Annotated in this window: 24 protein-coding genes; 17 read left to right on the top strand and 7 right to left on the bottom strand. The window is 38.7% G+C overall.

What is annotated here, in order from left to right; all coding sequences use genetic code 11:
• The first annotated feature begins 4 nt into the window (after window positions 1-4).
• The 13 genes from L3V41_RS12125 (at window position 5) to L3V41_RS12185 (ending at window position 9,704) form a co-directional block, all read left to right on the top strand.
• Window positions 5-982 carry a catalase family peroxidase gene (locus tag L3V41_RS12125; RefSeq protein WP_237127818.1) on the top strand — a complete coding sequence of 326 codons (978 nt, stop codon included), beginning with the start codon at window positions 5-7 and terminating at the stop codon, window positions 980-982.
• Between the two features lie 188 nt (window positions 983-1,170).
• Window positions 1,171-1,620 carry a GNAT family N-acetyltransferase gene (locus L3V41_RS12130; RefSeq protein ID WP_237127819.1) on the top strand — a complete coding sequence of 150 codons (450 nt, stop codon included), beginning with the start codon at window positions 1,171-1,173 and terminating at the stop codon, window positions 1,618-1,620.
• A 347-nt stretch (window positions 1,621-1,967) separates the two neighbouring features.
• Window positions 1,968-2,270, top strand: a complete 303-nt coding sequence (locus tag L3V41_RS12135; RefSeq protein WP_237127820.1) for a hypothetical protein — start codon at window positions 1,968-1,970, stop codon at window positions 2,268-2,270.
• A gap of 108 nt (window positions 2,271-2,378) precedes the next feature.
• Window positions 2,379-2,723: a DUF6508 domain-containing protein gene (locus L3V41_RS12140; protein WP_237127821.1), complete on the top strand. Its 345-nt coding sequence runs from the start codon at window positions 2,379-2,381 to the stop codon at window positions 2,721-2,723.
• 394 nt (window positions 2,724-3,117) lie between these two features.
• The gene (locus tag L3V41_RS12145) at window positions 3,118-4,143 is read left to right on the top strand and encodes a hypothetical protein (protein ID WP_237127822.1); all 1,026 of its coding nucleotides are present in this window, start codon (window positions 3,118-3,120) and stop codon (window positions 4,141-4,143) included.
• Window positions 4,143-4,499 (top strand): hypothetical protein, encoded by a 357-nt coding sequence (locus L3V41_RS12150; RefSeq protein WP_237127823.1) that lies wholly within the window; start codon window positions 4,143-4,145, stop codon window positions 4,497-4,499. Before L3V41_RS12145 ends, L3V41_RS12150 begins: the two co-directional genes overlap by 1 nt.
• 419 nt (window positions 4,500-4,918) lie before the next feature.
• A complete protein-coding gene (locus L3V41_RS12155; RefSeq protein ID WP_237127824.1) occupies window positions 4,919-5,269 on the top strand; it encodes a hypothetical protein in 351 nt (116 codons plus the stop codon).
• 125 nt (window positions 5,270-5,394) lie between these two features.
• The gene (locus L3V41_RS12160) at window positions 5,395-6,030 is read left to right on the top strand and encodes a DUF4272 domain-containing protein (RefSeq protein ID WP_237127825.1); all 636 of its coding nucleotides are present in this window, start codon (window positions 5,395-5,397) and stop codon (window positions 6,028-6,030) included.
• A gap of 136 nt (window positions 6,031-6,166) precedes the next feature.
• Window positions 6,167-6,601, top strand: a complete 435-nt coding sequence (locus L3V41_RS12165) for a GNAT family N-acetyltransferase (RefSeq protein ID WP_237127826.1) — start codon at window positions 6,167-6,169, stop codon at window positions 6,599-6,601.
• Between the two features lie 164 nt (window positions 6,602-6,765).
• A complete protein-coding gene (locus L3V41_RS12170) occupies window positions 6,766-7,095 on the top strand; it encodes a hypothetical protein (protein ID WP_237127827.1) in 330 nt (109 codons plus the stop codon).
• Between the two features lie 715 nt (window positions 7,096-7,810).
• Window positions 7,811-8,230, top strand: a complete 420-nt coding sequence (locus L3V41_RS12175; protein WP_237127828.1) for a hypothetical protein — start codon at window positions 7,811-7,813, stop codon at window positions 8,228-8,230.
• A gap of 115 nt (window positions 8,231-8,345) precedes the next feature.
• A complete protein-coding gene (locus L3V41_RS12180) occupies window positions 8,346-9,251 on the top strand; it encodes a hypothetical protein (protein WP_237127829.1) in 906 nt (301 codons plus the stop codon).
• Between the two features lie 240 nt (window positions 9,252-9,491).
• On the top strand, window positions 9,492-9,704 hold the full coding sequence (locus tag L3V41_RS12185) for a hypothetical protein (protein WP_237127830.1): 213 nt from the start codon (window positions 9,492-9,494) through the stop codon (window positions 9,702-9,704).
• A gap of 237 nt (window positions 9,705-9,941) precedes the next feature.
• On the opposite strand, the gene L3V41_RS12190 is transcribed toward L3V41_RS12185, so the two are convergent.
• The 6 genes from L3V41_RS12190 to L3V41_RS12215 all read right to left on the bottom strand — a co-directional run bounded on the left by L3V41_RS12190 (window position 9,942) and on the right by L3V41_RS12215 (window position 15,614).
• The gene (locus tag L3V41_RS12190; protein WP_062569411.1) at window positions 9,942-10,385 is read right to left on the bottom strand and encodes a PA2169 family four-helix-bundle protein; all 444 of its coding nucleotides are present in this window, start codon (window positions 10,383-10,385) and stop codon (window positions 9,942-9,944) included.
• A gap of 198 nt (window positions 10,386-10,583) precedes the next feature.
• Window positions 10,584-11,522 (bottom strand): LysR family transcriptional regulator, encoded by a 939-nt coding sequence (locus L3V41_RS12195; protein ID WP_062569248.1) that lies wholly within the window; start codon window positions 11,520-11,522, stop codon window positions 10,584-10,586.
• Between the two features lie 16 nt (window positions 11,523-11,538).
• On the bottom strand, window positions 11,539-13,263 hold the full coding sequence (gene aceK, locus L3V41_RS12200; protein ID WP_237127831.1) for a bifunctional isocitrate dehydrogenase kinase/phosphatase: 1,725 nt from the start codon (window positions 13,261-13,263) through the stop codon (window positions 11,539-11,541).
• A 101-nt stretch (window positions 13,264-13,364) separates the two neighbouring features.
• Window positions 13,365-13,838, bottom strand: a complete 474-nt coding sequence (locus L3V41_RS12205) for a DUF4124 domain-containing protein (RefSeq protein WP_193987395.1) — start codon at window positions 13,836-13,838, stop codon at window positions 13,365-13,367.
• Between the two features lie 64 nt (window positions 13,839-13,902).
• On the bottom strand, window positions 13,903-15,396 hold the full coding sequence (locus tag L3V41_RS12210) for a DUF3413 domain-containing protein (protein ID WP_130150032.1): 1,494 nt from the start codon (window positions 15,394-15,396) through the stop codon (window positions 13,903-13,905).
• A 5-nt stretch (window positions 15,397-15,401) separates the two neighbouring features.
• Window positions 15,402-15,614 (bottom strand): DUF1414 domain-containing protein, encoded by a 213-nt coding sequence (locus L3V41_RS12215; protein WP_054554702.1) that lies wholly within the window; start codon window positions 15,612-15,614, stop codon window positions 15,402-15,404.
• Between the two features lie 63 nt (window positions 15,615-15,677).
• On the opposite strand from L3V41_RS12215, the gene yejK reads away from it, so the two are divergent.
• The 4 genes from yejK (at window position 15,678) to L3V41_RS12235 (ending at window position 18,861) form a co-directional block, all read left to right on the top strand.
• Window positions 15,678-16,694, top strand: a complete 1,017-nt coding sequence (yejK, locus tag L3V41_RS12220) for a nucleoid-associated protein YejK (protein WP_193988910.1) — start codon at window positions 15,678-15,680, stop codon at window positions 16,692-16,694.
• Window positions 16,695-16,878: 184 nt separating this feature from the next.
• On the top strand, window positions 16,879-17,244 hold the full coding sequence (locus L3V41_RS12225) for a cupin domain-containing protein (protein ID WP_237127832.1): 366 nt from the start codon (window positions 16,879-16,881) through the stop codon (window positions 17,242-17,244).
• Window positions 17,245-17,455: 211 nt separating this feature from the next.
• Entirely contained in the window at window positions 17,456-18,325 is an 870-nt protein-coding gene (locus tag L3V41_RS12230) for a PhzF family phenazine biosynthesis protein (protein ID WP_237114152.1), read from the top strand.
• A 224-nt stretch (window positions 18,326-18,549) separates the two neighbouring features.
• Window positions 18,550-18,861 (top strand): EthD family reductase, encoded by a 312-nt coding sequence (locus tag L3V41_RS12235; protein ID WP_062569241.1) that lies wholly within the window; start codon window positions 18,550-18,552, stop codon window positions 18,859-18,861.
• 109 nt (window positions 18,862-18,970) lie between these two features.
• Here L3V41_RS12235 and rne read toward each other — a convergent pair whose 3' ends face one another.
• A complete protein-coding gene (gene rne / locus L3V41_RS12240; protein WP_237127833.1) occupies window positions 18,971-22,117 on the bottom strand; it encodes a ribonuclease E in 3,147 nt (1,048 codons plus the stop codon).
• Between the last annotated feature and the right edge of the window lie 247 nt (window positions 22,118-22,364).

A 22,364-nucleotide genomic window follows, 5' to 3' on the forward strand; every position in this document is an offset into this window, starting at 1 on the left:
ATAAATGCTAAAAATTAAGTCTTTGGTTTGTGCTGTATGTCTTGTTTTACCCGCAGCAAGTTTTGCTGAGCAATCAGTAAATGGGCAAGATTTCATAAATTTATTTGAGAAGCTCTCGGGTAAGCAGCCAGGTATCAGAAAAGGTCACGCCAAAGGTGTGTGCGCTGTCGGCACATTTACACCTAATCAAGCCGCAAAACAGTATTCAATCAGCCCTTTATTTAATGCGCCGTCTCAAGCCAATATCCGTTTTTCTATGGGCGGTGGAAACCCTCACGCTGATGAAACATCACGTTCACCACGTGGTATGGGGGTGCAGTTTGTTTTAGAAAATGGCGATGTGCACAATATTGCAGGGCTTACCACGCCTGTTTTTGCAGGTAACAGCCCTGAAGCATTTTTTGGTTTGCTAAGCACTTTATTACCTGACGAAAAAACGGGTCAAATCGATTTTGCAAAAGTGAAAGCATACAGGCAACAACACCCGAGTACCTTAGGGCAATTTAATTGGCTACAAAGCCATAATCCGCCTGAATCGTATGTATCTTCGCGTTATTTTGGTGTGCATACCTTTTACATGGTTGATGAAAAGGGCGCTAAGCATGCCTTTAGATGGACTATGGTGCCAGAAGAGCCAGAACAAGTGCTAACAGAGGAGCAAATGAAAACATTACCCAAGTCATTTCTGGCTAAGCGGCTTGAAAAGGATTTAGCGAAAGGGAAGGTTCATTATCGTTTTCAAGCAGAGTTAGCCGAGCCAGGTGATGTATTAACGGATCCCTCAGTTCGTTGGCCCGCTGAACGCACAACAATTAATTTAGGAAAGCTTACGATAGAATCTACGGGCGAATCAGGTTGTGACCTCACTAATTATGACCCAAACCTATTGTCTGAAGGCTTTATGCCAAGTGATGATAAAGTACTTAAGTTACGCTCAACAGCCTACGCTATTTCATTTGCTAAGCGTTTAACGGGGCAATAAATAAAATTAAATCGCTTGATGTAGATCCCTTGAACTTGATTTCCAAAGGAACTTGCCGATCTATCTACCAAGCGATTTTAACTAAAGGTTCCCGCACACACTCAAAGGCTTATCCTCTAATTAAGCATTGTTTTTATTCACTTTACCCATATATATACTTTTCTTGAAAAGAATATAAAGGGAGGTTTATGAACGTTACTTTGCGTGATGTTACGAAGGACAATTGGGTGGATGTAATTCACTTAGAAATAACTAAAGAGCAAGAGCATTACGTCGCGTTAAATTCAGAGTCTATCGCTGAATCTAGCTTTTATCCTCATTATGTTAATCGAGCAATATATCGCGAAGATGAAGTCGTCGGTTTTATTCAATACTACCAAGAACTTGAAGAAGGACTCCCTGATGAGTTTTACATTGCTCAGTTTATGGTTGATGTAAAATATCAAGGCCAAGGTATAGGTAAAATCGCAACAGAATTAGTAATTAACGAGATGAAAGTCATTCCAGAGTGTAAAAAAATAACCATACTCTACATGCCAGGTCATCATGTGATGCGTAAATTCTATTCACAGTTTGGTTTTGTTGTGACGGAAGAAGACGATGAAGATGGTGTTGTAATGGAGCTTGATGTTAAATAATTCAAACGGCTCTTAGATAGTTTATTATGTGAGCAGTGTTATCATCAAACTTGATTTAGTCTTGTCAGGTTTGATTGATAGTCCTTAATAAAATCTGATATTCCGCTAACGCATTTTTCGTCTCGCAGTGTTGTAAGCTAACTTATAACACTGCTATATAATTAAGTAGTAGGAGCCGTGTTTTCTTTTTCCTGAAAATCTTTAGCACCAATAAAATTTTATAGTTGGCAATGCATTATGTTATTTGTTAAAAATAGATTTATTAAATACAAAAGCGTGACATCGGCAGAAAGATGCACGACGTGCACTACAAAATTGTTATACATTTCTATAGCCTAGTTAATAACATGTCTGAAGAAGCAGCGAAAATCGCAAAAAACTTGTTGAAAAGTGATGAAAACTACTTAGAAAACGTAATTTCACTGTGGCGTATTGGTAACGAAAAATATGGGCAATGTTGGGACACTGAATATCATATATTCGGTGTTATTGAATCAGAAACAGACCATTTGCCTTTAAAGCATGTTCGCCCTAATTGCTCTGCTGATTTTCTCATAAAAGCAGACAAGGAGTTGACTGAAACAATACAATATTATCGTACCGATGTAATTAAAGCCTGTAGGGACATTATCAGCAGTAAAAACGTATAATAAGTTAAAAACCGTGGACGCAAAACAGCAGGCTTGCGCCCATTCTTCATTCAGTTCTGCCTGCTATTTCTCGCCGTTTACGCGGCGTTAGGTGTTCATGGAGGATGGATGTTTTCAAAAAGTGATGTTGAAAAACTTGAAAAAGACTATAGGCAGGCTAAGGAGGCGTTACCTGATATAGATAACTCAGGTGGTTACCCTAAATATCCTGAAGTTATTTCTAAATTTATGAAGGTTCTTTGTGCTCCCCCATGGTTAAAAATTGATTATGACCCACGAGAAGTAAAAAAGATAATGTCCAATATTGATAATGCTTCCCCTGATAATTTATGTAATGTACTTACAAATGCGAATCGGATTGAACGTTTCGGTGATGGGCAATGGGCTGTACTTTTAGAGGGAGATTTTTTTCCTTTAGTTATATCCCGTGCATACGCGCTTACAAAAACTTAACAAAACTATTTATTCGGGCGCGTAAAGCTTGGCTCGCGCTCGTTTTTGCCAAGTATTATTTGCCGTTTATTACGGCGTTGGTATGACTCCCAATGTTAAGTTAACACATTGAACCTTGCTTAACTTTTTAAGCCATAATCTTAAAGTCTAATTAGAGCGAGTTAATGATAGGACGAAGCAAGTAATGTCGTCGGTTTTCATGCTCGACGAAACATTGACAATATTTACCTCTCTTTTACTAAGATAAGCTTGTTGAATAAGTAATACTATGAACCGCAGTAAATAGCCGTGGTTTATTATAAGGTGATGTAAACTGATATGTTTGACCTCAAAATAGGAATATGTAATGCTCAATGTGCTTAATACACGGATGAATAAAATTTAAGGAATAAAAATGACAAACAGCTTTATTACCCCCAACGATTATGCGATTCACATTGTCGAAAAACGTATGACCATCGACGCACTTATTATCGTACTTTACAACGCACCTACAGAACAAACTTTTGATCATTTTAAGTTTGTAAACTCTCACCTAGTGGATGGCTTTGTAAAGCCTGGTCAAATAGTGCTTATATCTCCTATAAATAGCCAAGAATGCACTGAGTTTGAACAACAATTTCAGAAATACGCTGATGAAGTAGATAAAAAGCTACGAGAATTAGATGAACATGAGCGTGAAATATTAGCCAAGCGTTATGAGTTGCTTAGCAATGTAGCAAAATATAATGGCATGCTTTTAGGTTTTGCTAATAATTCATGGACAACTCATGTTACGCAAGTCAAAACTATTCTAACTGATTTAGAGGCTGCATATGTAAATAGTTACAATCGCCACGGAAATTTAAAAAATTCACAGTTTTTACAAAAGCGAAAACTGATGTTTACGCGATTAGATACAGCGCTTAGTCGTTTTGCTCAGCCTACGTTAGGAGGTGCTTTAGCCGCCGGCAATATTCGTCAAAACTTGGGGTTGAGCTCTAAAAGTATGATCCATCATTGGAAGTCACAAGGAGGGACCGCACAGAGTATTCCGCATTTTGCAGAAAATTATAAAACTGTCGCAAACATGGCAAAAAATCTTAAACGAGTTGGCTATGTTGGTATTGCATTAACGGGTGTTGAGGCAAGTGCAAATATTGTTAAAGCTTGCACTGAAGATAATACTCAAGCTTGTACTAAAGCTAAATATGTTGAAAGTGGCAAAGCTATTGGGGCAGTAGGCGGCGGAGTTCTGGGAGGGGCTGTCGCTACTTGGGCGACTTGCTCAATTGTATTTGGTTTACCATCAAGTGGTACAAGTTTTTTTTGGTGTGCAGTTGTAGCAGGAGGCAGTGGAGGTTATGTTGGTGGAAAATATGGTGGGGAGTTCGGTGGCTCTAAAGGGGAAGTTTTGTATGAAGCTAATGGTATAAAATAATGCATTTGATTGATCCATCTTTCATTCAAGTCGTTTCAGCATACTTTTTTTTCGGTGGTTGTATAGGTATTTTTATTTGGATTGGTCTGGTTATTTATTTAAAGGGTAAGTGGTTACCTTTACTCGAAGATATTCTTGATGATGGTGTTAGGTTTTATAGCCTTAACATCTTTTTATCCGCTAGCGGAGTTCTACAATACGCTACAGTTTTTATTTGGTCCTTTCATGCTAAGCGTTTCGGAATGTTTGAAAAAAGGCAGCGTGTACCTAAGCACATTAAAAAGTGGTTTGTTTTTACTTTTTTTTGGTTCATGTTTAGTGGAGCATTAATGGTAACATCTGCTTTCATGACTTAAGCGTGTGATAGGTATAAAAACTTGTAAGATAAATGGACTTCTTACATTTATAGAAATAAAGGTCGTATTTAAGAATTCAATTATGAATAAGTTTTTAGTTGGTGTCGATTTAGTTCATTCATTAATTTAGGTTTTTAATTTTTGCAAACATGGTGAAAAACTTTAATAGTTTTTTAATAGCTATTTTAAATGATGTTGTTCTGCCAAAGTGCATAGGTTGTGTACTTCGATGGTCTTCAATATAGGCGACTTCCTTGAATTCTTTATGTGGATTTAGCCCGTTAAAAGTATGCGCCTCTGCTGTTTAGTTATTTGACAAATTAATTATGGCTCTAGCTTGTAGCTAACCCACGAAAAGCTCAGTTTATCACCGTATGGAAGTCATTATGTTTATGTGCACTTAAAGTTGGGAGTTCAATTTGACCTATGAATCTCCAGAAGAACTAGAGTTTTTTGAAAAAGGCTTTGGGTATTCGGATGAATATGATCATGATGAAGGTTTATTTTCATTTGTCATGGCGTATGACAATGTTAGTAAATTGATATTTACTCATTCTCCATTTGGAAATAATTCAATTAGTGTTAAGTTATTTCAAAATGATGAGTTGGTTTTTCATGTTTATAAAGAAAATTTAAAAAGTGTTGAGTTTCAATCATGGGGAGGTGAGCAAGTCTTACGGATTTATCTTGATACCCCTACAGATTATAATGATTTTTTAATTTACTTTAATCCAAGGCCGAGGCTAAAGTATTGCGAACCAAATATGTGAATGCGCATATAACAAGCTTTCAAGTGGGCCACGTAACTGTTGACTCGTTTCGCTTCACATTTTAGCCAACTATTTCTCGCCTCTTAACGAGGTGTATATATTTAGGGAGGGGATTGAGAGAAGTTATGGATACTCTGGCAATAAAGAAAAATAGTGAAGATATCGTTTCAAATTTTGATGGGGAAATCTGTGATTGGCTTCCTGTCTATGAAATTACAGAAATGAGATCAGATAATGAGATAATAAGTAGATCTCTAATTATGAATGCAATGATCAATATTGCTTTCAATGCCCCGATTGTCCACATAAAAAACTATATTGATGATAACCAACTAACTGAACACTTGTCTGAAGTTGAGAAATATATACTCACTCAAACCCAAGAGACGATAAGTGAACAAGATAAAATCAATTTACATTGGTACCTTGAGTCACTTTGGGCTTTGATTTGGGTTATGAATAAATTCGATGATCTCGATTTTCCATATCCAATACCAGACAATATGATTAATTATTGCCCTAATCTCCAGCAAGGTGAAGGCCCAGAGAAATTCACAAAAAATATTACAATGCGCTCATTTGAAGAAATATATCGAATGAGAGATGTATATTATCGAGCCATGTGGAGTTGTAGACATTACCAGCTTAATGGCGAACCCCATGAAAACTTTAATATGAGCATAATCATGGAACGCCGTCGTGCGCTAACTTGGTGTCTTGACAAAACATCAGATTGGGATGATATTCCTCAAAATACATAGAAAAATATAACTACGCTATGTCTTGGAACTGCATTCCTTCGTTGCTATTTATGCACTTCGCTGCCGCTCCATTAACATAAATTACAATTACAGCCTGCTCTCTTGTGATAGCGACGTTATGTACTTGGAGTAAAACTTGGACGAAATCGTTATTTCACAGTTAGTTGAAAGTGATCGAAATGCTGTGTTTGACTTGCTTCAAAACGAACACGTTATGAGGTTTTTGGGACCTAGAAGACCTTTGACTGATTCGGAAACTGAGGCTTGGTTTGCTAAAGAGCAGCAGGCAGAAACTAGGTTCGCTTTCAGAGATGTTGAAACTAACGAAATTATTGGTTTCTGCGGAATTACACTACTTGATGGCGATCTAGATTTTGGGTATTTCATTCGTCAGAAGTTCTGGGGTCAAGGGTTGGCGCTTCTAATGTGCAAATTAGCAATCGCTAAACTTGCTCAATTCATTGATTTGACAAAAGTTAAAGTTTTCATCTCCTCAGATAATGTAGGTAGTCAAAAAGTGGCGCATAAACTTGGCTGGCAAATAATATGCGCAACTGACAACGGGTTTTAGTCAGGACACTTATATCAAATATGCACATAATAAATTACTTAACAGGGACACCTAACGCTTGGCGTCTTCTGTCGCAATTTCAGTTTCGTGTTTATGGCACAATAATTAAGGTTGGCGGCATAGCGTTATCGCATGTTAGTAAGGCGTTATGTTTCTAGACAAATATGCGTAAACTTTTAGTATATGCTTATATTTTAAAAAGTTGGAATGTTATGGCGTCTTATACCTTACATATTGAGCGTGAAAAGCAAATCTCTGAGGTTGAGTGGCTCGCAATTTGTGCAAACGATTCATCGTTAACGGTTCAGCATGTTGCTAAAATCAAGAATCCTCAGACGGGAGAAACTATTGAAATTCAAACTCCAAACAGTTGCGTCTGGACTAGCCCAATTTTAAGAAGAAAGTACAACTTCACATATGCTAATGGCAGTATTAGCTTCGGTAGCGATAAAGTTCAAATTAAAAAAGCTAAAAAAACTAGCTCAGTTACTTAGGGCAAAAGTCATTGGTGATGAAGGTGAAGAATATTAGAAACATACAAATTAATTAAACAATGGACGTAAATCAGCAGGCTTATGCTCACTCCTCACTTAGTTTAGCCTGCTATTTTTCAGCTTTTATTAAGGCGTTATGCGTAAAAGAGAACCATGGGCTACGTAGAAGCAAAAGGTGTAATTGTTAGCGTTTCTGAACAAGAAAACGTAACAAGAGTTGTGAACGAATTCGACAGGATGGGTATAGGGCCAGTGGCTCCAGCTGGTTTGTATATCGACCCAAAAACAGGAAACGAAAATTCCAATTGCATCGCGTAATCGCCAACGATGGTCTTGTGTACACATTCGAAACATTTAAGAGTACACATCTAAACTAAAGGTTGGGGATGTGTTCTCTTATAGAGGTTGGTGGCTACCAGAGGCTATGGAAGCAGCACTGGACCAAAAAGAAAAATGAATTAAGAAGAAATATCCAGACAATGGCAACCACGAGCATTGCTTGTTTACGTGGGACACAATCGTATCCTATGCCAAAAATAACGAAGGATATTTCTCAGAGAAATACGGATGGATAACGAATGAATCATTTGAAAAGTATATTCATGGTGATGTTTACCACATCAGACACAAAACTGTATAACAAGGTGCTCGTTCTGATGCACCTACGCCGCGTTTCGTTTGCACCGCATAGCTTGGTTGTTAGGTGTGTATAAATATGCAACCTAGATTAGAATTCAAGTTTTTGCAATCTGACCCTTCGAAAATATGGGTAAAAGCATGCAATGACGCTTTCGCAGGAGAAACAGAGCAATATATAAATGCTCAGTTATTGAAAGAATTTGCTAATAAATTATCAATGTTTCCTGAATCTAACTCAGATGAAGTAACCTTCAGGGTTGGCGACATTGACTCAAATTATGGGCATTGCGACCTTAAATTTCACTGCTTCGATTCCGCTGGTCATACCGCTGTATTAGTTTCAGTATCAAATGACAGTGGATGTGTTGCAAAGTTTACTGTTCAATTTGAAGCTTTAGCATTGGACAACTTTGTATCCTCAATCAAATTAGCTTTAAAGTCGGGTTCAGGTGTTTCAGATCTAATTGGCATCAATCCATATACACAAAACGTGTAGTTACACCTAATAAGTTAATTAAACAGTGGACGTAAACAGCAGGCTTGCGCTCATTCTTCGCTTAGTTTAGCCTGTTTTAAGAGGCGTTATATGGTAGTCGTAAACTGGAGAGATTATGATTTTAGGTGATATGGGTAGTTATATGTCAACAATTGATTACGTTTCTGAAGCCTATAAAAAAGACGCGCTTTATGCAAATTATGTTGAACGAAGCTTAGCATTCACGACTAACCAATTAAATCTTCTAAATAAAGAGCTTGAAGAAAAAGGCAGGTCAAGTTTTTGTGCAGAAATAAGAGTTAAGAACTCTGATGTTATAAACTCAGAAGTAAATGCATTTGCCTTTTATATTAACTCTGGTGTGTTTTCTACATGTTATAACATGGATCTTCGTAAATATAAAAATGCATTGCAAAGTGAGTATATAAAAGGCGTTCTGCATACTAATCCAATTGAACTTCCTTTCCAATTTATAGTTTTTCATGAGATAAACCATATAAGACGTGCTCATGCTGAAGTTGACAATAAGCTAGTCAGTAAAGATTTATATGTAAAATCTACAGAAATGGATGCTGATTTAATAGCCGTGGCAATGTTATATAGAGGCCTACAAAATTTATGCAGGGGTAAACACGTAGATGATGCGGAAGTTAGATGTTTAGCGATTATATCTGTTATCGAAGTTTTATGCTCAATGAAGCAATATTCAGGTGGAAAAACATATCAGACTGAAGGTGAAAGGTTATCGGATATAGTTTTAAAAATGTCTCATTTGAATGAGGACCCCACATTGGGTATGCCTGTTGATGTTAATTGTAGTAGTGGTACCACGAAGAAAAATTCCATTTATATTCGTGAGTTTATGTTACGTATAAAAAATTTATGGAGTCAGGAGCAACCAGCAGTTGAACTTATAAACGATTTATTTACGTATATATTAAGTGGTAAATACTCTGGTACTATTTCTGCTTGGAATGAAATTAAGCATGAAATAGGTGAGACTTCAAAAACTACTGTTTAAGTTGATTGTATAATCCATAAAACAAGCAACTTAAACGGAACAAAAATAGTTGCTTATGTTCCGCTTTGTTGCACACTATAACCAAAATTTTTGACCGTTTAAGCGGGACGTTATAAGTTTAGGAAGGTTCAGTGTCATTTTTAATTTTTTTACTTTCCAATGGTGTAGAAGAAAAATTGCACCTTACCTCGAAAATGTAAAAACAAGCAGAGATTAGTCGGGTATAAAGTAGTTCCGTTTATGAAGGGATACGGATTTACTTACAATAAAGAGTTTGTGGAAGCTACCAAACAGATTTACTTTGTGCTGCAAAAAGAAACAGATGATTTAACTGGTGCGATATCAGAGCTGTTTATTGCTAATAACATCAAAACTTGTAAAGGATTAACAATGGATAAGGTTCGGACAAAATATCTTATTGATAAATTAGTCAAGCCAAGTCTAGATAAATGAACTTACAACAAGGCATTTTTGATTAGATGTATAAAGTTTGGCCGACGGTCATTCTATGATAATTCTAGTCAAGCTTACTATGTCCCATATGGGGCGTTGTTGATTTCTAAGTAGTCGAACAGTTCAAAATGGTACATAGCTGTCTGTTAGATTAATGGTTAAAATTTCAGATAAAATACAAACCAATATCTAAATAGATAAAAGCCCAGCTGAACTGGGCTTTGATTAGTTAGCAAGTTAGTGTTTTTTAAGCTTACTCATTTCAGCGTGACAGCTTTGAATAGTTAGCAGTGTTTTTGATAACGCTGCTTCACAGTCGTGTGGCTGAGGCTTGTCGAGTGCGTGCTTAATTTCAGCAAGTGTTTTGTCTTCAACTTCTTCAAGCTCATCAACATAGGTTTTATCTTTATCAGCGCCAAGTTTAGTGATTAACGCGGTATAGGCTTTACGTGCTTCTACAGCAAATGCAGAGCCATTTTCGCGTTCACCGGTTTCATTGATGGCGTAAGGTTGTAAGCGCTCTATACTTACTTTACGAGCATCTATCATGCGTTGAAATAGTGCAATTATGGCTGGATCTTCAACCTTTTCCTGTGCTTTTTCATAAAAATCGATACCACTGTTCATAACTTGAATGATATCTGCAATATGATGAACGTCATGTCCTTGATGTGTTTGCATAATGACCTCTTTAAAATTTAAATTTAATAACTTAAAAACAATGCATATAAATTAGAGCAAGACACGTTCCATAGTCGTTAATTATTTATAAGCTTTTTATTTTCAAAGGCTTGAAAAATTATAAAGAGATAAGAAAGGGGCTGATGTGTCCTCGAGAGAGCAAACATCAGCAATAATTACAAATTAATAGGTAAAATGTTACTTAAGCTCATCTGCTACTTCAGCCACTTTTTGACGTAACCATATATGACTGGCATCACGGTGTAATAAAGGGCTCCAGATCATATCGAGCTCAAATGGAGGAATAGGGAAGGGTGGCTCAAGAATCGTTAAACCAGGGTCATCTAGGTATATATTGGCAGCTTTTGAAGGCAGAGTTGCAACCAGGTTTTGTTCTTTTGCTAAGTGAATGGCTACATGATAATTACGTGTGAAGGTTGCAATATTCCGGTGCTTACCAAAATGAGCAAGTGCTTCATCTACCCAGCCAAGCTTTTGTACATCTTTAGGATCCATACCCACGCCAACACCAAATCCTGTTTTACTTACCCAGATATGGCGGGCTTTTAAATAGCTATCAAGGCTAAAGTCTTCAATAATAGGATTATCGGCTTTTACTAAGCAACAAAAGCTATCTTTCCAAATCTGCTTATAATGAAATGATTGTGGTAAGTTTTCAAAGCGATTTATAGCCATATCAACTTTACCGTTTTCAACATCATGAAAGGTCACATCGCTTGGTGTTAAGATATCTAATGTTGTATCCGGTGCTTCTTCGTGTAATTTACTCAGTAAGCGTGGTGCGAGGGTGCTTGCAGCGTAGTCACTGGCCATGATACGAAAGACTCGCTTACTTTGCGATGCTTCAAATTCGCGGTTAGGGGCAAGCGTTTCTTCTAACGTCATTAAAATGCCGCGGATCACAGGTTGCAGTTCTTTAGCACGTTCAGTTGGAACCATACCTTCACTGGTGCGAACTAAGATAGGATCGTTAAATAAATTGCGAAGACGCTTGAGGCCGTTACTCATTGCTGGCTGAGTTATACTCAGCTGGTTGGCTGCTTTTGTTACATTACACTCCCTAAGCAGCGTATCGAGGTAAACAAGTAAGTTTAAATCTATTTTACTTATATTCATTGCATGTCCTTAGTGTTTACCAATAATGGATAAACCGTTGTCCGGCAGGGTACGGGTAAATATGACTCACCTTGCCTTGTTTTATATTCTTTTGCGCTTGTTGCCAAAACTCTGGGTCTTCAAGCTCTGGATGAGTACTCAGCAAGTATTGCTTATATACAGGGTTTGCCGTGACAAAGGTGCATAATTGTTCAGGGAAAACATCTTGTGGCGCAACTGAGTAGCTTTGCTCATTTGTTAGATAATCATCATATGATTTTGCTTTTGGCAATGCTCTAAAGTTCATATCAGTTAAATACTGAACTTCATCGTAATCGTAAAAAATAACGCGATTGTGTTTACTCACCCCAAAGTTTTTTAAGAGCATGTCACCTGGAAAAATGTTGACGGCAATCATTTCTTTAAGAGCTTGGCCGTACTCTTCAATGGCTTCAAACGCTTGTTGCTCAGTGGCATTCTCAAGGTACATATTAAGGGGGGTCATTCGCCTTTCAATATATAAATGTTTAATAATCAGCCACTCGCCCTCAATAATCATCGAAGAGCCAATTGTTTTATGTAACTCTTCAAGTAATTTACTATCAAAGCGAGCAAGAGGAAATACGACGTTCGAATACTCTATTGTATCTGCCATTCGACCAACGCGGTCATGGCTTTTAACGAGTTGGTAGCGTTTCAATACGGTATCACGGCCAAACGGTTTGCTTTCGCCAAAGGTGTCTTTAATCACTTTGAATACGTAACCAAACGAGGGAAGAGTGAATACCATCATCACCATCCCCGGTGTACCTGGGGCTATAATGAGGTTGTCTTTAGAATGGTTTAAGTGACTTAAAAATTCACGATAGAATTCTGTCTTGCCTTGTTTGTGAAAGCCAATAGCATTGTATAGCTCCGCTAAGGTCTTATTTGGCATAAGTTGGTTTAGAAAGCGAACGAGTGCCGATGGCGCATGGGTTTCAACCATGAAATAAGCACGTGCGAAGCCAAAAATAACTCGCATTTGTGATGACTTGGTCAGTAGCGCATCCAGATACAGGCCTTTGTCTTCATGGTGTAAAACGGCAATAATGAAAGGCTGCACACCACTTTGTGACACCACACGACCAACAATGTAGGCAGCTTTATTACGGTAAAAAGGTGCTTGCAGGATATCAAAACGCATTTGCCACGCTTGATGATGTGTATCGGGTGCTTGTTTATAAAAGGCCTTTACCAGTAGGCGGATGTCGCGTTCTAAATCCACGAATGGCGCCTTAAAATCAAATTGGGTGATGATTTTGCGAATAGTCGGTCTTAAGCCATCAACAACAGGAAAATAGCTTCTATATTCAGCCTCAACAGGAAGCGCAGGTGCATCAGCGAGTGTTGCTTCGACGAAAATAAAATTATTGTTAAAATAGCGACGATGAAATAGTCGACAAAAAACGGAGTTATAAAATGTTTCGGCAAGTTCTGCTTGTGGGTGGAAACTTAAAAAATGTTGATAGATTTGCTTGGTTTCTAACCAGCATGTTTGATCAAGCTCGATGATTTGCTGCTCGTTTAACGATTTTAGTTTTGTAATTGTTTCGTTTACCCGATCATCGTAATGGCTGATCCTGAGTTTGCTAATTTCATTAATCTTTTGCCAATTTTGCTGAGCAAAGGCATAGGGGGCTTTAGCTGTTATTGCTTGAAAAAGTTTATAGTGATTGCGAAAGCCAGATAAAATTAGCTCTGCAATATGTTGTGGTTGCATATAAACCCCTTCTTAAAAACTCAATACACTTATATTAGAGCTTTAACTCTAGCGTGTTAAGAATATGTTATTTAATCATGAAACCCAATAGTTAAACATAACTAATTATATCGCTTTAACTTTTTTTCTAATCCAGCGAGTTTTTTAGTTAACACGTCAACATCTTGTTTGTATTGCTTATTAATTGATTTTAGCTGTTGCTTGATGTCTTTTTCGATTCGCTTTTTGTCTTGATCAGATAATATTCTGTTAAGGCGTTGCTCTTGCTGAAATTGGGCGCGATCACGCTCACGGTCTAAAATGGCAAGCTTGTGTTTATTACTGCGTATTTCAGCCTCAAGGTTACGAACAATTTGCTGGCGCTCTAATTCGTTTAACTGCTTAACAAAGTCTTTCGGTGCTTCAATATTAGGGTCAGTTACATTGATGGTGTGTTTAGTTGCGCGGCTACCGCAAGGTTGTTGGCTAAAAATAGTGCCTTTATCTGTCGTACACTTATAGTATTGAGCTGCAAACTGTTTTGTAGGGTAGATAAAAAACAGAAAACTAAATAAAAAAAGGATTACGGCTTTCATGACATCCATGTCCTCTAAATTAATAGTGTTGAGTAACTATAATTAAGCCGTCATTTTTAGCATATTAAGGGGTAAAGCGTTTTAGTTTTTTTATGCTCTGTACTAAAAATGGAATGTCGAGTCCTTGCTCAATAGCAAAACCCTGTGCGGCCGATATATTTTTAAAGTTGCCATCTGAATCTATTAGTGTGATCCGATCCTTTTTAAATGCAATAAAGACATTTTGAGAATAGTTTACACCTGTGTCGTCATGGCGTTTATACAAATTACTACCCAGCATTGTTTGTTTAGCTAAGCTTTGGCAGCCAAGATATTGCCCAATGCTTGTTGCGATAATATCACTTGGCTGAATAAGTCCGTCAGTTTGGACAACTTTTTTATCTGAGCTATAAAGTCTTGAGGTTGTTACTATACCGTTGTTTTGCTGTGCTAGGCTAAATGCAAAAATGGTGGTTGCATCTTCACGAACGTTGGTTGTGTTCGACGCATTAATAAGTCTAACGGCGGCATCTGACTGAGTAATATTCACATAATCGAATTGATTAAAGCCTTCTACATGCAATGAACGTTTTTCATTAACCCATAGCGGCAATTGCTGATTAGTAATAATAGGGGCTTTATAAAAAGCAGGTAAGCCGTATAACAAACTAAATAGTGTGTCTTCTGTTTCAATAGGTTGAAGAAATAAGTCCGTTTTGCGTAAAGTCGGCTCACCGGCTACAAACTGCTCTAATGCTTGATTATCTGAAAAGACTAAAATATCTACTTTAGCGGCAGTCTCTACACTACATTGTTCAATAGGCGAAGGTGGTAAATAGCCGACGTTATGAGGGTCGAGCCTTACATCGTGCGCTTCTTTATAGCTTTCTATATCGAGTAAGTCGTTTTTAGCTAATAAGCTTTTGGCTGTTGTTGGGTATGACAGCGGGAGTACATTATCTTGTTTGGTAATATCAAACTTTAAGTTAGCATCAGCCCAGATATGAATACTATGGCTGAGTGCAAAACACACTAAAATAGTGCTAGTTGCATAACGTGCGAATTTGTATTGCTTTAAACGGGCAAGGTGATGCCAAGTATAATTACTCACAAGTAACTGAAACGCGAGAATAAGCAGCACAATACCGCCTGCAAGTAAGGTTGTAAGTGCAGGAGAGCTGGTTAAACGATGCCATAACAATGAGACAATTTCAGGTAATGCAGACGAGTTTAAGTGATACCCTAAATTAAAATAGACATAGGCATCAAGCGTTAAAAGTGATGCCCCAACGGTGGCTATTAGAGCGGCCATACCGCGTATGTGTCGCGGGTATGGAAAGACTAAACTTAATGGAAATATCGTTAAAACAAAGGCAATAAAAGTAATAAAGCTTGTATGACTTAACCAGGTTACCAACATATACACAACCCCCATAAAGGTGGTCGGTGCGCTGTCTGCAAATAAATAACTCAGACTAATAAATAACACTAAGCCGATATTTGCGAAGGTAAACCAGTGCCCCCAGCTTAAAAGCTGACTTACTTTTGATGAGAATTGACTTTGTTGCGATAAATTCATAAATATTATTTAACCGACTGTGCTAATGCTTTTGCAAAGTTGTCGGCAACAGCTTGTCTTTTCTCTGACGGGACATGCTCTTTTAAAATATGCGTGATAGAATTTCCTAAACACATAAGACTTAAATCAACAGGCGCTTTATGCTCTGTCAGTACATCAATCAGCTGATCTACGATTTGTTCTACTTGGTCATTGGAATATTTTGATATGATAGGCATCAGTTGGTTCGATAAAAAGAGTTATATTCCCGTATTTTAACACCAGAGGCGTGAAAAACAAAGATGACAATAGATGTTAAAAAATTAGTCGTTCATTATGTAGACAAAAAGGACGACGATACAGAAATTCATTTACGCAATGATGAGATGGTTGTTAACGACAAAGTTGCTGTATTTATTGAACAGTTACACCATGCATACAATGGAAAACCGGGGAAAGGTTATTGCGCGTTTAGCGGCGATAAAAACAGTGTGGTTGCATCAGCGATGCAAAGCTACCGCAATGATGAGCTCGGCTTTTGGCATATGACCGAGCAAGCAACTAACGTATTAAAAGAAGAGCTCAATAAGTATGCCTTTAATGAAACAGGTTATTTAGTTTTTTGTCATTATCAGTATGTGGCAAGTGACTTTCTGTTGATTGCTATGATCAACATCAAAGAGCATTACTCAATTACGTCTGAGCTTGATTTAGCATCGTCGCGTCACTTAGATATTTCTCGTATGCAATTGGCTGCACGTGTTGACTTAACCGCATGGGATACGCAACCAGAGGATAATCGTTACATTTCTTTCATTAAAGGTCGTGCGGGTCGCAAAGTCGCAGATTTCTTTTTAGACTTTTTAGGCTGTGAAGAGGGAATTGATCCTAAGCAACAAAGTCAAGTGATGCTAAATGCCGTAGAAGATTATTTATCAGAACAGCAATACGATAAGTCAGAAAAAGACGAGCTACGCAAACAAGTTTTTGATTATTGTAATGACTGCGTAACGACAGGGGAAGATGCCAATGTTAAAGAGCTGTCGGCTACATTATCAAAAAGTGACGATAGTCCATTTGAGAGCTTTTGCCAGGAGCAGAGCTACGACTTAGAAGAGTCGTTCCCTGTAGATAAAAAGACCGTGACCAGCATGGTGAAATTTTCAGGTATGGGTGGTGGCGTCAGTGTCAGCTTTGAGCGTAAACATTTAGGTGAACGTGTAACGTACAACGAAGCAACTGATACGCTAGTGATAAAAGGCATTCCGCCTAATCTGAAAGACCAGTTGCAGCGCTTTATGGAGCAAGAAAAGGGATGAGCGAGCTTTAAGCTATTAGCTTAAAAGCGAGCTAAGAATGGCGGGTTTGAGTGCTTTATCGATCTTGCACATTTAATTTATTTAGTGCACTAGCACAGCAATTCAGTGGTCTGAGCTTATGGTTGGCGTGGACGAATTTACTACCATGCCAACGAACCGTTTGAATAATTATTAAAGGGATACTATGACTTATAAGGCAATAAATTTTAAAGATAAATTTTCTAAATTTAGTGATCATTGGTCGCCACGTGTCATAGCTGAAATGAACGACTATCAGTTTAAACTCGCTAAAGTTGAAGGAGAGTTTGTTTGGCATGATCACCCTGATACTGACGAAGTATTTATTGTCATTGAAGGTGAGTTAGACATTGAGTTCAGAGATGGTGCGGTAAGCCTAACATCGGGAGAACTGTTTGTCATTCCAAAGGGTGTTGAGCATAAACCTAGAGCTATAAGGGAATGCAAAATAATGCTTGTTGAGCCGAAAGGCGTTGTAAATACCGGTGATACAGGTGGTGAACTAACGGCTGTTAATGATATTTGGGTGTAGTTAACAAACTTGTTGATGTCAGATTCAAATGAGCAATAATTGGACCTCCCGATAGGTAGTATTGTATTTGATTATTAGACATTTTTTATTTACATACTTTATCAAAAACAGTCACTATGGATACTAAACTACAAGGAGCTAACATCACATTACGTTAGCATGAAGTAAGTACCGTGGCGATACTAACTCATTTTATTAAGAGAACCAGCTAATGGTAGTAACAGCATTTTTAGTTAACTCGTTTACTGCACAGGAGAGCGGTGGGAATCCTGCTGGTGTTGTTCTAAATGCCGATGCGCTTTCTGATAATAAGAAATTAGCAATAGCTCAGGAAATCGGCTTTTCAGAAACGGCGTTTGTTTCACGCGATCCTGAAGCTGATTTTGCGGTATCATTTTTTACCACCACTACTGAAGTCGATTTTTGTGGTCATGCAACACTCGCTGTGTTTTCAACTTTGTTTCGACATGGCCTTGTTAAAGCAGGCAGCTATACACAGAGAACCAAAGCAGGTTTACTTGGCGTTAGCATTGATGAAAGTGGCCTAGTTACCATGGAGCAAGCCTTACCGCAGTTTTTAGGCACGTTCAGATACGATGAAATAGCAAAACTAATCGGGCTTGATGTGAGTGTATTATCATCAACCAAGATGCCTATTGAGGTTATATCAACAGGCCTGGCAGATATAATTGTGCCTGTACCTTATGGAACACTCGATAAGATAAGTTGCGATGATTCTTTAATTGCTGATTTTAGTAAAATACATAATGTGGTAGGCATTCACGCCTTTGAGCTTGAAAACACGCAAAGCACTATAACCGCAAGTTGCCGCAATTTTGCGCCTTTATTTGGTATTTCGGAGGAATCCGCAACAGGTAGTGCGAGTGGGGCGCTTGCCTGTTATTTAACAAAGCATGTTTTTAGAAATTCGAATAATCACTTTGTATTTGAGCAAGGGCGAGCAATGGGCTGCTCTTCATTAATTACTGCGTCAGTTGAATCTAATAATAGGCAAATTAAGAAGGTTATTGTCGGTGGTACAGCTAATGAAATAGGCACAAGGCGTATATCTGTGAGCTAATTCTTTCACAAGGCCTTCAATTTAACACAGTATTTGTATTGCCTTTGTGTTTCTTCGTTAATTTACTATTGCTCTGTGGTCAGCGTTATCAACTAACTTAGTTTTTAAATCCTATCTTAAAAGACCATTGTAACTTTTCCCAACATACAGTAGGTTTATGTACCTTATTTAGGTTTTGTGTGTGTTCGACTCTAGGGTTAACTTTACAACTAAAGGTGAAAACAATGATAAAAGTAAGTGTTATGTATCCTAATAGTGACAAGGCATTCTTTGACATAAATTATTATGTAAATACTCATTTTCCACTCGTCTCAGGATTATTGGGGGATGCGCTGATTGGAGTCAGTGTTGATTCTGGTTTATCGGGCGGGACTATTAATGAAAAACCTGCCTTTATCGCGATTGGACATTTGATGTTTGATTCTTTAAAAGCATTTGAGGATTCGTTTAGCCCTCATGCAGAGGAGATCCTTGCAGATTTACCGAATTTTACAAACGTACAACCACAAGTTCAGATCAATAAGGTTGAAATTTAAGTTAGACCGTTACTACGCTTATTAAGTGCGTTGATATTTATGTAACTCAGTAAAAATAAAAAAGCCGCGTTATGTTGATAACGCGGCTTCATTTGTTTGCTGAGCTTAATTAGTCTACTAGCATTGTTTTCGCCATTTCAGCACTCGCTTTTCCTGCAGGCTTGATTGAACCAGCACGCAGGCCGCTGTCTGGAATAGTAACACGTTTATCATGTGCCATTGCCGCTGGAGTAGGCTCTGGCTCACTATCTGCAACTGGTGCAGGTTTAGCCATTACAGCGCTTGCTGAACCTTTCACTAAAATTGTTTTCTCATTTTTAGCAGGCTGTTCAGCTTGTGCTGACTCTCCAGTTTTTACTGGTTCTTCAGCTTTCACTGGTTCTTCAGCTTGTACTGGCTCTTCAGCTTGTACTGGTTCTTCAGCTTGTACTGGTTCTGCAGCTTGAACTGGTTCTTCAGCTTGTACTGGTTCTTCAGCTTGTACTGGCTCTTCAGCTTGTACTGGCTCTTCAGCTTGTACTGGCTCTTCAGCTTTTACTGGTTCTTCAGTTTTCACTGGCTCTTCAGCTTGTACTGGCTCTTCAGCTTTTACTGGTTCTTCAGTTTTCACTGGTTCTTCAGTTTTCACTGGTTCTTCAGCTTTTACTGGTTCTTCAGCTTTCACTGGTTCTTCAGTTTTAACTGGCTTTTCAGCTTTCACTGGCTCTTCAGCTTTCACTGGCTCTTCAGCTTTTACTGGTTCTTCAGTTTGAGCTTGCTTTGCCTTTAGTTCAGCTTCGTATTCAGCAGCAGCTTGATCTGCAACTGGGATGAATGCTGGTGCATCAGTTTTCTCATCACTCGATTTTTCATCGTGCTCTGGGCGACGACGACGTTGACCAGCGGCACGAAGGTGACGCGGCGAACGACGAGAGCGAGTACGTGGTTGGGCTTGCTCTTCTTCAGTTGATGTTTCAATCACTGATTCAGCTTGCTCAGCTTGTTTAGGCTCAGTGTCAGCTTTTACAGGTTCTGTAGGTGCTTGCTTTTCAGCAACAGGTTGTTCTGCCTGTTCAGTCTCAACAGCTACAGCTTCTTTTACAGGCTTAGCTGGTTTCTCAGCTTTAGCTGCTTGCTCAACTGTTTCAGTCGTAGTGTGTACTGTATTTGCTTCATCTGCGCTTTCGTCTGTTACGCGAACTTTTTTGCGTAAGTTACGACGTTGACGACGAACCTTAGGCTTTGTCTCTTTTGGTTGCTCAGATTGCTTTTCTTGTGCAGTGTCTTTTGTCGTTTGTTCAACATCATCATTACGTTTTTCATTACGTTTTCTGTTGTTAGAATTACGACGACGCTTGTTGCGATTCTCGTTTCCTTCTTTTTGCTCAGGCTTATTCGAAGTGTTTGTGCTTTCTTCTTTAGCTTGCGCATCATCAGGACGTTTATTACGAGAATTGCGACGACGTTGATTGTTACTACGACGACGGTTGTCGTTGTTGCGACGATTATTGCTACGTCTTTGCGCTGCTTTTTTCTCTTCTTGCTCTTTTTCTGCTTCATCTTCGGCATTGCTGAATAACGACTTGAAGAACTTACCAATCGCAGCAAATAAACCACCTTCAGGTTTCTTAACTACAGGAGCCGGTTGCTCAGCTTTTGGTGCCGCTTGAGGAGCTGGTGTTGTAGGCATAACCACACCTTTCAACACAGGCTCTTCACGAACAGGTGCAGAAGGTGACTTAGCCATCTCGAATGATTCTGGTTCAGGCGCAACGACTTGTTCGTAGCTTACGGTTTCAATCGTTTCATCTTTACGTAAGCGAACCACTTCATAATGAGGTGTTTCTAAATGCTGATTTGGAATAATTACGACATCAACATTATGGCGCTTTTCAATACGGTGAACGCTACGGCGCTTTTCATTTAACAAATAAGCGGCAACAGCAACAGGTACTTGCGCATTCACTTGCGATGTGTTGTCTTTAATCGCTTCTTCTTCAAGTAAACGAAGAATTGAAAGGGCAATAGACTCATTTGAGCGAATAGTACCTTGGCCGCTACAACGAGGACAAGGACCTTGGCTTGCTTCACCTAATGATGGACGTAAGCGTTGACGTGACATTTCAAGTAGACCAAAGCGAGAGATCTTACCAATTTGTACGCGAGCACGGTCTGGACGCGCCGCATCTTTTAAACGGTTTTCAACTTCACGTTGGTGACGAGGTGGAGTCATATCGATGAAATCAATAACAATAAGACCACCTAAATCACGTAAACGTAATTGACGGGCAATCTCGTCAGCCGCTTCTAAGTTTGTATTAAGCGCAGTTTCTTCGATATCGCCGCCTTTTGTGGCTTTTGATGAGTTGATATCGATAGATGTTAATGCTTCTGTTGGGTCAATAACAATTGAGCCACCTGACGGTAAGCGAACTTCGCGTTGGAAGGCTGATTCAATTTGGCTTTCGATTTGGTAATGCGTGAATAAAGGCACATCACCTTGATACAGTTTCACACGGCTCATGAAGTCAGGGCGGAAGCGTTCAATGTGCGCTTTTGCTTCTTCAAATACGCGTGCTTTATCAATTAAAATCTCACCAATATCACGACGTAGATAGTCACGAATAGCGCGGAAAATAACGTTGCTTTCTTGGTGAATTAAAAATGGAGCAGGGCCGCTATCGGCAGCTTGCTGAATTGCTTCCCAATGAACTAACAGTGCTTTTAAATCGTACTCAAGTTCTTCAAATGATTTACCAACACCGGCTGTACGAACAATTAAGCCCATGCCTTTCGGTAATTCTAAACGGCTTAGTGCTTCTTTTAATTCAGTACGCTCGTCACCCTCGATACGGCGTGAAATACCACCAGCACGCGGGTTGTTTGGCATCAGTACCAAGTAGCTACCAGCAACGCTGATAAAGGTTGTTAACGCAGCACCTTTTTGGCCACGTTCTTCTTTATCAACTTGGACGATAACTTCCTGACCTTCTTTAATTACGTCACGAATATTCGGACGACCTTGGAAAGTATAACCTTGCGGGAAGTAAGTACGTGCGATCTCTTTTAATGGTAGAAAACCATGTCTTTCAGCGCCATAATCAACGAAGGCTGCTTCAAGAGATGGTTCGATACGGGTGATTTTACCCTTGTAAATGTTGGCTTTTTTTTGTTCGTGACCTGGGCTTTCGATATCTAAATCATATAGGCGCTGGCCATCAACCAGTGCAACACGCATTTCTTCTTGCTGCGTCGCATTGATTAGCATACGTTTCATATTGTTACTCTACTAATTCTGTCGCTGACATGACGATTTATCTCGTCTGTTCAGTAGCTTTTGACGGTTATTTTTGTGCAATCTCACGACTGGTTAAGGTCAAAAACCTTTATTGTATGCATACATTGAGCGTGTCTATGGTGTGGCTGACAATAACATGCTGTCACGTTATTAAATTCTTTTCGGTGCCAAAACTGCCGTTCTTATCTACGGCTCTTTATTACGAGTTCTGTCCAGAAGTCGACCA

Source organism: Pseudoalteromonas sp. L21 (assembly GCF_021728035.1).
In the GTDB taxonomy this organism is placed as follows: Bacteria; Pseudomonadota; Gammaproteobacteria; order Enterobacterales; family Alteromonadaceae; genus Pseudoalteromonas; species Pseudoalteromonas arabiensis.